Source organism: Leptothoe sp. ISB3NOV94-8A (assembly GCF_043421595.1).
Lineage (GTDB): Bacteria > Cyanobacteriota > Cyanobacteriia > Phormidesmidales > Phormidesmidaceae > Leptothoe > Leptothoe turfae.
Genome location: NZ_JAXSQW010000001.1, coordinates 5,168,290 through 5,181,859 on the forward strand (window position 1 = coordinate 5,168,290; position 13,570 = coordinate 5,181,859).

Below are 13,570 nucleotides of genomic sequence, written 5' to 3' on the forward strand. Positions count from 1 at the left end.
GGTTTGTCACTAAAGTATTAAGGTTTGTCACTAAAGATCGAACGAAGACTCAGGAAGTTTGAACAGGGATCTTGCATTAGCAGTGGTCTGCGCTGCCAGCACTTCTAAAGGCACCTCTCGCAGCTTAGCGACACACTCAGCCACATGGAGTACATTAGCTGGTTGATTTCGTTTTTCTTTTCGCTTTGGCACTGGAGATAGAAACGGACAGTCAGTTTCTACGAGAATGCGATCGCATCCCACCATTTGAGCCGAGGCCTGAACCTGCTTAGCACTCTTAAAGGTCACAATACCGCTAAAGCTAATATAAAAACCTAAATCAAGGAACCACTGAGTTTCTTCAGGGGTACCCGTCCAGCAATGCATTACACCCTGCACAGGACCATGATTCTGGATAAACGCCTGTAGCACATCGCGCACTGCTGCCGCTGCATCTCGACAATGAATGATTACGGGCAAATCTAACCCATGGGCAACGGACAATTGGGCCCGAAAAGCTTCAATTTGAATTGCCTGATCATCGCCCTTGTAGAAATCCAGCCCGGTCTCTCCAATCGCCACTACCCGACGATCGGAAAGTGCCAGATGATGAATTTTCTCCGCCAAGTCTGGCGTCCACTTATCCATATCTTCTGGATGTAGACCCACCGCAAAGGACACTTCACTAAATTGATCAGCAATAGCCTGCATGGCAGCAAACTCTGAAGGCTGAACACAAGAATGAACAAGATGAACCACACCAGCCTGTCGCCAAGCTGCTGCCACCTCATCTAAGTCTGCCTGAAAACTTAAGTTATCAAAGCTGTGGTGAATGTGAACGTGGGAATCAACCAGCTGCATGGATGACTATGCTGATGCTTCTTGCTTCTTACGAGCATGGGCAAGCTTGGACTTGCGACGAGCCGCTGCATTCTTATGGATGCTGCCGCGCTTGACTGCCTTGTCGATTTTACTAAATGCAGCTGACATGGAAGAATCAACCGCTTGCTTCTTCTCCTCATCAGAAGGATCTGCAGCATACGCGTCTAGAGCAGCGTAGTAGGTCTTGGTTAGGGTTTTAACCGCCGACTTGTAGGACTTATTACGTAGACGATTGCGCTCCGCAACTTGGATGCGCTTCATCGCAGATTTAATGTTTGCCACTATTTGCCAGTGTATTTTTGTCAGGATTCCGAATTATAACATCAAAGAGCATGCACAAGGGCTTGAACTGTCATAATCTGATTGGGCTATCCGGCTGACCCTCACTAATCCGCGCTAAGCTATAACAGTCATACTCCTCCCACTCTCGCCACCCGCCTCAATGTTGCGAACTTTGTACAAGATCAGCGAAGCGCAGGCTGAACTCCAGCGTATTTGCGATCGCATCCATACCGATCAGGTGGTTGAGCAAGAAGCCACCGTTCGAGAAATCTTAAACGCCATCCGACAGTCAGGGGATGAGGCACTCTTGCACTATACTGCCAAGTTTGATGAACAAACCCTGACCCCCCAAACCCTTCGCATTAGCGGCGCGGAAATTGACACCGCCTACCAGCAAGTTTCCGGTGACTTGCTCCAGGCCATTCGCCTTGCCTGCAAGAATGTCAAGGCTTTCCATCAACAACGCTTGCCTAAAAATTGGGTCACCTTTGAAGAAAACGGCGTTGTCCTGGGTAAACGTTATACCCCTGTTGCCAACGCCGGCATCTATGTACCAGGCGGCCGAGCCTCTTACCCGAGCACAGTGATCATGAACGCCATTCCTGCCCAGGTAGCAGGGGTGGAACGTTTAGTCATGGTTACCCCCACCCCCAAAGGTCACACGAACCCAGCAGTGTTAGTCGCAGCCCAAGAAGCAGGGGTGCAAGAAATCTATCGAGTGGGTGGCGCTCAGGCTATCGGGGCATTGGCCTACGGCACAGAGACCATCCCCAAGGTGGACGTCATTAGCGGCCCTGGGAATGTCTATGTCACCCTGGCTAAAAAGCAGGTTTATGGAACCGTTGGCATTGATTCCTTAGCGGGTCCATCCGAGGTACTGATTATTGCTGACCACACGGCTAATCCTGTCCACGTTGCGGCAGATCTGCTAGCCCAAGCCGAGCACGATCCTATGGCTGCGGCTATCTTACTGACAACAGATAGCAAACTAGCCGATAAAGTTGTGGTTGAAGTCGACCGCCAGTTAGCAGGCCACCCCCGCCAAATCCTCACCGAAAAAGCAATCGCCCATTACGGCATCGCCATCGTCGTAGAATCCTTAGAAGAAGCTGCCCAACTGTCCAACCAGTTTGCCCCCGAGCATTTAGAACTTGAAGTTGAAGATCCTTGGGCACTGTTAGAAAAAATCACCCAAGCAGGCGCAATTTTTCTGGGTCATGACACACCAGAAGCTGTGGGTGACTACCTGGCAGGCCCCAATCACACGTTGCCTACGTCTGGAGCCGCTCGCTACGCATCCCCTCTGAGTACTGAAACCTTTATGAAACACTCCAGTTTGATTCAGTATTCAAAATCTGCCCTGCTCAATGTTGCAGGGGCCATTGATGCCCTTACCAATGCTGAAGGTCTACCTTCCCATGGGGATTCGGTGAGATTGCGCGTAGAAGAGTAAATTTACTGCTCAAAACCTATGGGGTCTCTTTTGATTGGCGGTTTTGCATTGCCATAAATAATTGTAATCTCAGCAAACTGGTTGCCTGAGCGATGTTAAGGGGCAATGTGGACACACCTTCTAAGCGAGACTGTACCCAGCCATCACCCCAGTACCACTCGTGAAAACCATCCACACCTCGATGGAGCAAAAATCGGATGGCATTATCCGAGCATTCATCAACTGTGTGATCAATCTGAATGGGGCCAACGTAACTAGAAAAGGTTTGCCCTACCCCTAACGGTGCCTTAAAGTTTTCAGAAAACTGCTGTGGCCAGAGCCACTGACGAAGCTGGTCGGGCTGGGTCAACCCGTGCCGCAACTGAGCCATGGTCGCATCTATTTCAATCCTGAGGGTGCTTTGTTGATAAATCCCAAACATATCTTGAGTACTACTTTCTAGCGATATAGCAGGTGATAAAACTCTAAATAACCGACAACCTGACGCGACGGCTCTACCTACTACAATATTAAGTATTCAAAAGCGTTGCTGATCCTCAAACGAACTTAATCTGAGAAGTTTGGACAAGTCACGTTCAGTTCAAATAGATTTATTTCGCCCATCGGCAGCGGAGCAAAACTGTAGAAACAAAGTAAAACCATGGCGGATCAGCTCATTCGAGCAGTAGCAGCAGATGGCGGCATCCGAGTTGTTGGAGCCATCACCACCCGTTTAGTCGAAGAGGCCAGGACTCGCCACAAGCTTTCTTACGTTGCCACGGCTGCCCTAGGCAGAGCACTAACAGCTGGCACACTTCTAGTTTCTAATATGAAACGAGAAGATTCGCGCATTAATATTCAGATTCAAGGGGATGGACCCATTGGCGGTATTCTTGTTGATGCCCGGCTAGACGGTAGCGTCCGGGGTTATGTCTCTAACCCGTATGTAGAGTTACCCCCCAATGCCCAAGGCAAACTTGATGTGGGTGCAGCAGTGGGGCGCAATGGCTATCTCTACGTCGTGCGTGATTCGGGCCTGGGTTATCCGTATTCCAGCACAGTGGAATTGGTATCAGGGGAGATTGGCGAAGATCTCACCCAGTACCTGGCCACATCAGAACAAACACCATCAGCCTTAGTTTTAGGTGTATTCGTCGACAAACACGGCGTAGAAGCAGCAGGTGGCTTGCTCCTTCAGGTTTTACCTCAGGTATCCCATGATGAGCACCTGATCTCCACCTTAGAATCTCGACTGGCATCCTTACCTGGATTCACCCCCATGCTACGGGCACAAAAAACGCTACCTCAAATCATTGAGGACCTGGTGGGAGATATGGGGTTAGCCATTTTTCCGGAGAGCCAACTCCTACGTTTCCACTGCCCCTGTAATGGTCAGCGCATGCTATCCGCCCTCAAACTACTGGGCGAAGATGAGCTCCAGGATATGATCGACAAAAGTGAGCCTGCTGAAGCCATCTGCCATTTTTGTGGAGATACCTATGAGGCTCAGTGCGATCGCTTAACCGAGTTGCTAGCTGAACTCAGATTGGAAAATGCGAATCGAGCATAATCATTTCGCCATACGCTGGTAGGCGGCAGCAACAGCATCGTCGCCGCCAACGTTACCGGGAAATAGGACAACGGGCAAATTTGGAAACTGTGGGTGCTCAGGCCCCGCTGTAATCACCGAAACCCCTGGAATAACCTGACCTAAAAGCCTGGCAGATGTTAGAGCTAGGCCTTTGCTAAGGGTATCGTTAGAGGTAATGCCACCCTTACTGATCAAAAAACCCAGATCCGTAGGCAGGCCACGCACAATATCCATGAGTAGGTGAGAAACAGCTTCACCAAACGCCAAACGAGTGGCCACATCGGCGAAGGTAAGTTCTTTGCGGCTGGTATAAACCACCGCTGTTGTCCCCTGAGCGTAGAGGGTGTTCACCTGGGCCAAGATTTCAACTACCATATCCTGCGCTTGGTCAGGATTCTCATTTAACCGAGAGACATCAACTTCTACACCAGTTACCCCTGGCTGCTTGAGAAGATACTCCAGTTGCTGAGTTGTTTTTTTAACGTGAGAGCCCACTAAAATCACACCCGGTTTATGGTTACAGGTGTAGCGTGACATCTCACTCGGGCCAGCCGGTTGTACGGGTAAAGCAGCGAGAGATGTGAGCAAGCTAGCAGCACTGCGAAAGAGAAACTTTTTACCTTGGGCGGCGGCGGCCAATAGGTCTTGGGAAAACTGATCGAGATCAGCCTGGTTTTGGGCATCAACAGCTACGCAAACATTGTTACTCAGCTGCATTAAGCGCTCCATTGTATTCTGGCGAATCACATCCAGGGTAAACCGTTTCACCTGATCGGCAACAATCTTGCCAGATGTCTTTTCGGCGACATAATCAGGCAAGTAGCTATAGCTATAACCAAATACTGAATCCTTAGCGAACTCAGTCTCATGAACAGGGATGCGTACGCCATCGGTTTCAATATAGTGGGTGCTATCGAGAGTAATACGTCCTGCTTCAAAAAATGCTGGCACCATAAAATGGGCGTCAAAGGGACCCAATTCTGACGCGATCACATCGGTTTCGAGGGGATAGTGGCCGCGCAGGGTCGAATCTGAACGACTGACCACCAAATACTCTTGTGTGTTGGTTTCAACCAGTGCCTGTTTTAGGTTCTGACAGACTTCACGGGTGGTACGCTCTGCTTCAGCAGGGGTGAGCGAACGGGTATTGGCCAGAATAAAGAAAATGGGAGATGCGTCTAAGAGGCCTTGTTTTAGGGTGGTCACATCCCATTTCAGTAACAGTAAACAGCTATGAACTGTTTGAGAACCGGTGGGGTCGTCGTCGATAACAATAATTTTGGGGCGGCGGGAATCAGGCATGGGGCAACAGCATACTGGTAGATTAACTCGAACAGGGTGGTGGGCAGTGCCCACCTTAATATTACTCAGCCGATTGAGCCGGTTGAGCAGCTTTGAGGTTGTCTAGCAATTCTCCAAAGCTCTCGGGGGGAACACCAGGGGGAATGAGCAAACCACCGATTAAAAAACTCGGGGTACCGCGTAGTTTCAGTTGTCCAGCTAGAGCCAGGTCGGCATCGATGGCGGCTTGGGCAGCATCGCTGTTGCGATCGCGCTCAAATTGTTCCATATCCAACCCTATTTGCTCAGCTAGCTCCACGTATAGCTCATCTCCTAATCGTTCTTGATTGGCAAAGAGGCCTGTGTGATAAAGCCAGAACTGATCTTGCTGAGCAGCAGCCCATGACGCCTTAGATGATGGCACTGCTTCTGGATGAATACTGGTGAGGGGGAGATGCTTGTACACGTAGAGCACCTCTTCACCGCGTTCTTCCACAAAGTCTTTCATATGGCCCGCTGCAACAGCACAAAACAGACATTCAAAATCGGAGAACTTGACCACCACCACTTCAGCATCAGGATTACCTTTAGTGGGGGAGTCGCCAATAAAGGTAGCCCGATCCATGGATGATAGAACCTGATTGACCTCATCCTGACGTTTGCGCCATTCCGCTTCGGCGGACTCAAGCTCAGCTTCAGTTGGGGGGGCTTCCGCCTGTTGCTGGGTTGCGGGCTGTTCCGCCGCAGAGGGCTGTGCTGAATCAGTCGCAGAGGTACAGCCAATCGGAGCGAGCAAAGTAGCGATCGCAACTGTGCGCATCAAGACGTTTTTGAATGCCATGGGAAAGGACTGACAGTAGCAACTCACTAACGCTAACACTTTGGTTTATTGTTGGGGAAATTGAGGGGAGTCATCAGGAGGTGTGAGCTATGGGTAATGCTAGACAAATCAAGTTATTGGTAACCTTAGGCGACATGGCCGGGATTGGGCCAGAGGTCGTGCTTAAAGCATTACCTGTGGTGCAACAGACAGCACAGCTCACATTGGTAGGAAATGAGCAACAGTTGATGGCCTGTAGCAAACGGCTAGGGCTACCATTGGCAGACCATCCAATTATCGATGTCCCCTTGGCAGCCGATCAAACGATCCGTATCGGTCAGGGTGATGCTGTCAGCGGCGATCTTAGTTTTCGCAGCTTGCAAACAGCCATTGGTTATTGCTTAAAAGATGGCTATAGTGGTGTGATCACAGCTCCCATTGCCAAATCAGCTTGGTTGGCAGCAGGTCACCATTACCCAGGTCAAACAGAACTACTGGCAGAAATGGCGGAGGTCACGCGGTTTGGCATGTTATTTGTGGCACGGTCACCCATGACTGATTGGACCATGCGCACCCTGTTGGCAACCACCCATATCCCTCTGCGTCAGGTGCCTGAGGTGCTGACACCTGAGGTGCTGACCTTGAAACTGGAACTACTATTAAAATGTTTAGAACGGGATTTTGGGGTAGAGAACCCAAAGGTTGCGATCGCAGGTCTCAACCCCCACAGCGGTGAACAAGGGCAAATCGGTCGAGAAGAAATAGACTGGCTAATTCCTTGGCTCAACAGTCAACGACAGCGATTTCCCCATGTAACTTTAGAAGGTCCAGTACCACCAGATACACTGTGGGTAAGCCCAGCAAAAGCCTGGCATCATTTGGAACAACAGGCCCACCATGGCTACTTGGCTTTGTATCATGACCAGGGATTGATTCCAGTCAAAATGTTGGCGTTTGACCAAGCCGTAAATACCACCATTGGTCTGCCTTTTATTCGCACTTCCCCCGATCATGGCACCGCCTTTGACATCGCTGGTCAAGGTATAGCTCGACCCGATAGCATGGTAGCGGCTATCGACCTTGCCATTGAATTAGCAGTACAACGCCAAGTCAATGGCCACAATTAATCAATGGCTTTTGGTGTTAAAAAAAGCACATAGGGTAACGAGAGAAATCCGTCATTTCCCTGGAGCTTTTTGGGACGTTCTATATAGGGACACGTATTTTTTTAGGCAATTTTACATGTAAATAAAAAACCCAAAAATCAAGCAAATTCAGTGGTTCAAAGTGGGATTTGATCTGTACAATAGCGAGTGACATACAAGTTTTGTTTCAAGGAACCTTAGGGGACTATCTAGTCCCCTTTTTCTTAGTCATTTTAGAAACCACTAAGAAATTGCCAGACCGAAGTAGGTTCTAGAACTGTATTGGAAAAGATGTATACAACCTTAAATTACGCTGACTGTCCTTTCAAGCTGTAACATGACACGTCAACCTAGACTTTGAACAGGTTGGGCATGTATGCCAAACTGCTGAATGCATATCTCCACAGGAGAGGCTACGTCAACAGCAGTTTGCTGCGCACATAGCTGTTATTATTTATAGCCTTCAGCAATAACTGTTATTGGGGTTGAGATAATTCTTCTAAATGAGCTGACACACCTGATGTAGTATTAGCCAAGCTTAAAAACTCACTACAAGAGAAGGAGATTAATCTTGCTGAGCTTTAGGAGAAAGATATAGTAAGTTTTCACACGTCGTCTGTATACTCATCGACTTTCACGTTTATCGTCCCAAATATCGATAAGATCTTTGAAAATACTGAGAGACTCGCAAAGTTCTAAATCATTGATTTCGTGAGAGTCTCTTGGGCTCTGCCTCTTCAAAACAATCCTAACTGCTGAGGTGGCGATTGAATCAACGACCAAGGCAACGGCGGCACATCCACACCTGCTTTTTCTAGCTGCTCCTGAAAATAGCGAGCAATGGCTGGTGACTTTGCTTCGTAGGGACAATGAACAAAAAAATAAACCGAGATACCTTGAGCTAACCAATCTCCTACCTGTTGCACCCAGCCTTTTAAAAAATCACGATTGCGATCCAGATCAGGGTGACTGATGTAGCGCACCAGCACAAATGGGGCAGTCGCTGCTGGCAGCAAAGGAACCCGAGGCTTTTTGCGTTCAGAGCGTAGTTGCGGGTCCTCTGCTGGATTACTCCAGGTATAAATCGGACGAGTGTCCAACAAGACTCGACCTACACTCCATCGAGTTAATAGTTCGTCTAGCCGCTCTAAGTGAGGAGATTTAAACCAATCCAAATGACGGACTTCTAACGATAAAGGACATTGCTGATGAGGCCAGTTCGCCACAAACTTAGACAAGTCTGCAAACAATCTGGGGCTATATCTCGGCGGCAGCTGTGCAAATATTGGCCCCAGCTTTGGCCCCAGCCCCTGCATCAAGGTGAGGAAATCCACAGCAGCAGACCGTTGCGGCATTAACTCACCACTGTGGGTTACTGTACGAGGCAGTTTTGGACAAAACCGAAATGCATCAGGCGTATTTTCAGCCCAGCGCTGCACCGTCCCTGATGTCGGAATTGAATAGAAAGTGGTATTGCCTTCAACGCAGGTCATGCGATCGCCATAGAGACGCAAAAAATCGCTAGCACGACTGCCCTTCGGATAAAAATCTCCGAGCCATTCCCTATAAGCCCATACGGCACAGCCGATGCGAAAATCTGCCAATTGTTCTGTTCCTAAAAGCGTTGAATCCCAATTCTGGTGAGCTATTCCCACCCTATGCCACTTGGGTTAAGAGGGGATCGAGCTGGCCTTTGCTATCAAGAGCGTACAGGTCATCACAGCCACCAACGTGATGATCATTGATAAAAATCTGAGGCACACTGCGGCGCTGATTAGACCGTTCCGCCATCTTGACACGGGCTGCCTCATCACCATCAATTTTATATTCCGTAAAATTCACCCCTTTCCACCACAGCAGTAGCTTGGCGCGGATACAGTAGGGACAGATCTGCCATGTATAGATTTCCACATTTGCCTTTACAGTATCAGGATTGCGACCTAGCAAACGGTTGAGCAATTCCATGGTGTGCGTCCCTAGACAATAGATCTGCACTAACGTCGTATTCACAGCGCTAGTATCTATATGGTAAATCTTTTTTAGGTGGTCGAAACTCTTTGCAAACCCTTGACAATAATGATACCGAATAGATCAGTACTGGGATATGAACTTAAACACGACCAGGGCATGATCATCGTCACAACTCAGACTAAATTTCCCTGGCACAATTAAGTCATTAAGGAATAACGCTTACTGCGGCTCCCACTTCGGTGGGGGCCCTTTTTGTATGCACCCCAAATGGGAGCATGCCAACTAGCATTGTGTAGGCTGAAGTACTTCAATATCCTGATTAATTGACACAACTCAGGACTTTTTTCCTCATCTATCAAATCTTGATAAGTATGTCGGTAAATCTTCGGTAGGCTGAGGGCTGCCCTAATTAACATGAGTCTATGCCCGGTAGCAGCTATGACATTGAATCAGCGCTGTCAGAACGTGATCCTCAAGTAATCGCATCGTTAATGCCCAAGTGGGAATGGTTTTACAACCATTACTTTCGTACCCGTACCGATGGCTGGCACCATGTACCCAAACAGGCTCTATTTGTTGGCTCTCACAATGGCGGACTGGCGGCCCCTGATCTATTAATGATGATGGTGGACTGGTTTCGCCGCTTTGGTTACGAGCGACCGATGTATGGCCTAATGCATGCCAAAATCTGGCAGGTGAATCCTGATTTGGCAAAGCTGGCTAGTCAATGTGGTGCTGTACCGGCTCAACCTAAGTTTGCGATCGCAGCTCTCCAACGCGGTGCCAGCGTCCTGGTTTTTCCAGGTGGAGCCCAAGACGTCTTTCGTCCCCACCGCGAGCGACACCAAATCCAACTGATGGGACGTACCGGTTTTATCAAACTTGCCCTCAGGGAGCGCGTCCCCATCGTACCGGTGATTTCCACAGGTGCCCACGACACTTTTATAGTTCTGGAAAACTGCTACGAACAAGCCAAATGGCTTAACCAGCAAGGTCTTCTACCCTGGTTTCAAGACATCGACCCAGAAGTTTTTCCAATTTATCTAGGGCTCCCCTGGGGCTTGGCCCTTGGCCCCTTGCCCCATATTCCATGGCCCAACCAAATCCAAACCCGTGTGTGTCCTCCCATTATGTTTGAACGCACAGGTCGTGCCGCTGCCCAGGACAAGGCATATGTTCAAGAATGCTATGGGCAAGTTGTCGACCAAATGCAACAAAATCTTGACCAATTAATTGAAACGTAAGGAGGGCCGACAGCAACTACCCTCCAAAACAAATATCTATTGGCAGTTGCTGGGTGGTAAGGCAGGCCCGGCATTTATACGAGAAAAATCATTGAGTTCCAGGGTAGCGCTAGCGTAATAGCGCTTACCTTCATCACCACGGGTACGACGCACCCGCAGAAATGTAGCCGGTCCCCAAAAAGTAAAGTCTTCGCCCAGGTCACGGGTAACACCATCAAACGGATAGGCTTGCCCGCTCACCGTGTTACCACTAACTCGGCCAGTTACACAGATAGCTTTGCCATCAATGTAACTATAGGACCCAATAATCTCATCGCCTGTCTTGCGAAAAACAAACAGAACGCCACCTCGACTCAGTAACTCCTGCTCAGAATAGGCCCGATCCTCAGCGGCCCCTGAAACATACCGATAATTACCATCAGCAAGGCCAGCAATCGTGTCATAAAACGTCGGGGGTGTAGCAGCAGGGCTACCAGTAGCACCACTGGGGGCTGGACTATCCAGATCAGGCAGCTCTGAACGAGATCGAGCACCACTGAGATCAGGTAGTTCTGCCGCAGCGGGCGGGCGGGGCTCAGGACGAGCCACTGGACGAGCAACCGTCTCAGCACGACAAATCAACGTACTATTAACGGGCGCAAACCCTTCTGGATCATCAAATCCAACCAATTCTTGATAGTACGTATCATTGGTTAGCAACAGCTGTCGCACCCGATCAATAGACTGATTTGGGAACACCAATGTTCGCTCTGAGGTAAGAACAGCTTCTACGGGACCAGGAACAAATGTCCCCAATTGCTCATAAGATACTTCGGTTGTCCCCTCAGCTTCCCTTAGGGTGATAAACGTCCGCATTCCCAATGGATTAGGCGCACCTGTACTAGGGTCATAACTGCAAACAATGATGGGGCCAGGCTGTGCTTGTAGTGGTTGGTTAATGGCATCTTTACCTATAACAGTTGCAATGGAAGCGAACAATGCTAACGGGAATACATGCTTACAGCGACCAACCATGGAAAATAGCTCTCTATAGACAACGGCTCAAACCAATTTTCCAACCAGAACCGTACCTTGAGTTAAGGCATAACAGACTAATTGGAGACTAAAAGAATTCTATGGGTTAAAGGCCACCTGGTAATGTTCAACGGACAATGTTAGTGAATGCATCCGCGCCATTGCTGATTCAAAGGATAAATCGATCTATAAAACTTGCCACTAGCTCAAATTGGATAGACGTAACCATACCGAGGATCAGCCATGCCCATCCTAAATATAGCCACCTTGCAGACCTAGACAGAAAAGCCTACTCACCATGAAGCTTGCCCATCGTTTTGAAATACTAGAAGTTCTGGATCAAGGTGGCTATGGCATTACCTATCGGGCAATTGACCATCACCAGCCCAGTCACCCCCAATGCGTAATTAAGCAGCTGATCCACACTAGCCCCAAAGTTTTAGGAATGTTGCGCCAAGAGGCCAACACCTTAGAAAAAATAGGTGTACATTCTCGTATTCCGAAGCTCCTGGCTTACTTCGATGAGGGCAATAAGTTCTACATTGCTCAAGAAATGATCCATGGCCATGACCTGCGACAAGAAATCAAGACAAGCAACCGACTAGACGAAAGCTACGTCACAAAATTGTTGAAGGATATTTTGACTGTGCTGGCATTTGTTCATCAGCATCGAACCATTCATCGCGATATTAAGCCAGCCAATTTGATTCGCCAAACCAATAACGGCGACATCTGCCTGATCAATTTTGGGGTGGTCAAAACCCTAAGCAACAGTCAGATCGATCACAACGGCAAGATAACAACCACGGTCAAAGTTGGTACAGCGGGCTATACTTCTCCCGAACAAGCACGGGGTAAACCCTGCTACGCCAGTGATCTCTATTCCGTTGGCATGGTAGTGATTGCGGCACTCACCAACATTCATCCACAACAATTAAATATTCATCCCATCACGCATCAGGTGCAATGGGCTAATGAGACTATTAGTCCAGCCCTTGAAACCTTTATTAAACGACTCATAGAGCCTAATCCCAAAAACCGCTATAAGACTGCGGTCGAAGCTCTCAAAGCGCTTGAAAGAACAATTACAGGCATTCGCGTTGGGCAAGATAGCCGCCTGCCAACCCATGTTGCGGCGGGCGTCTTACCACCGGTAGATGCTAAACCGACAACAAAACCTGTGAAATTAATCCCACCTAAGATTATTTTAAAAGTCATAGGTTTTGTCACAGCAGTTTTGATCGTGCTCGGGTTTGGCGTCAAAGGTTATCAATGGGCCGCCTATAACATCAGTCGAAAATGGGATACTGTGACCGCCGCCCCGAGAGGCTATGATGAAGCCAAACGAGGAGAGTTGGTAGCCCTGTTAGACGACGGCAGCATTCAAGCCAGGCCTGATATGGTAGACGCTTTTTGGAGCATGGTGGCTGCAGCCAAAAACGAAGGTGTTGAACTACTTCCTTTAGCAGGATATCTCTCGTTATCTGAACAACGCCGACGGCTTCAAGAGAGAACAGATATAGATGTTAACCAGTGGCTTAAAAAAAGTGATTATCATACTGGGTATGCCGTGGCCATTGGCGACAAAAACGCTGATGAGAGTACTGACTGGGACATTAGTTTTAATCAGACCGATGCATATCGCTGGCTGAAGCGATATGCAAAAAACTATGGTTTTGAGCTGTCATATCCCCAGGGTAATCCGGCAGGAGAAGATGAACCCTGGCATTGGCGATACAGCAAGGGGTTACGATAAGCGGCTGCAATAGAAATCTCAAGAGATAAGTCAACCTGTCTGTATAGTTCGCCTTCGAGCGCATAACAGGTATCATAAAACCATCTTGTTGTGTCGTTTATTAGAAATGTTGAAGATTAAATAACCAAAAGTAAATTTGGGACAGGAACCTGCTTAAATCAAGAACACTAGAA

The 13,570-nt window shown here is 48.6% G+C and carries 13 protein-coding genes; 5 read left to right on the top strand and 8 right to left on the bottom strand.

The window, feature by feature from the left end; genetic code table 11:
- Positions 1 to 30: 30 nt before the first annotated feature.
- Entirely contained in the window at positions 31 to 840 is an 810-nt protein-coding gene (locus SPB21_RS21980) for a TatD family hydrolase (protein ID WP_163702721.1), read from the bottom strand.
- A 6-nt stretch (positions 841 to 846) separates the two neighbouring features.
- Positions 847 to 1,143, bottom strand: a complete 297-nt coding sequence (gene rpsT / locus SPB21_RS21985; protein WP_163666563.1) for a 30S ribosomal protein S20 — start codon at positions 1,141 to 1,143, stop codon at positions 847 to 849.
- Between the two features lie 160 nt (positions 1,144 to 1,303).
- Here rpsT and hisD point away from each other — a divergent pair, with 160 nt between their 5' ends.
- Complete coding sequence (gene hisD, locus SPB21_RS21990) at positions 1,304 to 2,596, top strand: histidinol dehydrogenase (RefSeq protein WP_163666561.1); 1,293 nt, start codon at positions 1,304 to 1,306, stop codon at positions 2,594 to 2,596.
- A 16-nt stretch (positions 2,597 to 2,612) separates the two neighbouring features.
- On the opposite strand, the gene SPB21_RS21995 is transcribed toward hisD, so the two are convergent.
- On the bottom strand, positions 2,613 to 3,017 hold the full coding sequence (locus tag SPB21_RS21995) for a hypothetical protein (protein ID WP_499867729.1): 405 nt from the start codon (positions 3,015 to 3,017) through the stop codon (positions 2,613 to 2,615).
- A gap of 219 nt (positions 3,018 to 3,236) precedes the next feature.
- Here SPB21_RS21995 and hslO point away from each other — a divergent pair, with 219 nt between their 5' ends.
- Positions 3,237 to 4,145, top strand: a complete 909-nt coding sequence (gene hslO, locus SPB21_RS22000; protein ID WP_499867730.1) for an Hsp33 family molecular chaperone HslO — start codon at positions 3,237 to 3,239, stop codon at positions 4,143 to 4,145.
- On the opposite strand, the gene SPB21_RS22005 is transcribed toward hslO, so the two are convergent.
- Complete coding sequence (locus SPB21_RS22005) at positions 4,146 to 5,468, bottom strand: four-carbon acid sugar kinase family protein (RefSeq protein WP_163666555.1); 1,323 nt, start codon at positions 5,466 to 5,468, stop codon at positions 4,146 to 4,148.
- A gap of 61 nt (positions 5,469 to 5,529) precedes the next feature.
- Positions 5,530 to 6,288 carry a DsbA family protein gene (locus SPB21_RS22010; RefSeq protein ID WP_499867731.1) on the bottom strand — a complete coding sequence of 253 codons (759 nt, stop codon included), beginning with the start codon at positions 6,286 to 6,288 and terminating at the stop codon, positions 5,530 to 5,532.
- Between the two features lie 89 nt (positions 6,289 to 6,377).
- Here SPB21_RS22010 and pdxA point away from each other — a divergent pair, with 89 nt between their 5' ends.
- Positions 6,378 to 7,394: a 4-hydroxythreonine-4-phosphate dehydrogenase PdxA gene (gene pdxA / locus SPB21_RS22015; RefSeq protein WP_499060672.1), complete on the top strand. Its 1,017-nt coding sequence runs from the start codon at positions 6,378 to 6,380 to the stop codon at positions 7,392 to 7,394.
- 755 nt (positions 7,395 to 8,149) lie between these two features.
- On the opposite strand, the gene SPB21_RS22020 is transcribed toward pdxA, so the two are convergent.
- Positions 8,150 to 9,067: a DUF72 domain-containing protein gene (locus SPB21_RS22020; RefSeq protein WP_499867732.1), complete on the bottom strand. Its 918-nt coding sequence runs from the start codon at positions 9,065 to 9,067 to the stop codon at positions 8,150 to 8,152.
- Between the two features lies 1 nt (position 9,068).
- Complete coding sequence (grxC, locus tag SPB21_RS22025; protein ID WP_163666547.1) at positions 9,069 to 9,377, bottom strand: glutaredoxin 3; 309 nt, start codon at positions 9,375 to 9,377, stop codon at positions 9,069 to 9,071.
- A 428-nt stretch (positions 9,378 to 9,805) separates the two neighbouring features.
- Here grxC and SPB21_RS22030 point away from each other — a divergent pair, with 428 nt between their 5' ends.
- Positions 9,806 to 10,627 carry a lysophospholipid acyltransferase family protein gene (locus SPB21_RS22030; RefSeq protein ID WP_163666544.1) on the top strand — a complete coding sequence of 274 codons (822 nt, stop codon included), beginning with the start codon at positions 9,806 to 9,808 and terminating at the stop codon, positions 10,625 to 10,627.
- Between the two features lie 36 nt (positions 10,628 to 10,663).
- Here SPB21_RS22030 and SPB21_RS22035 read toward each other — a convergent pair whose 3' ends face one another.
- Complete coding sequence (locus SPB21_RS22035) at positions 10,664 to 11,641, bottom strand: hypothetical protein (RefSeq protein ID WP_499867733.1); 978 nt, start codon at positions 11,639 to 11,641, stop codon at positions 10,664 to 10,666.
- 298 nt (positions 11,642 to 11,939) lie between these two features.
- Between SPB21_RS22035 and SPB21_RS22040 the strand changes: the two genes are divergently transcribed.
- A complete protein-coding gene (locus SPB21_RS22040; protein WP_163666541.1) occupies positions 11,940 to 13,397 on the top strand; it encodes a protein kinase domain-containing protein in 1,458 nt (485 codons plus the stop codon).
- Positions 13,398 to 13,570 lie beyond the last annotated feature (173 nt).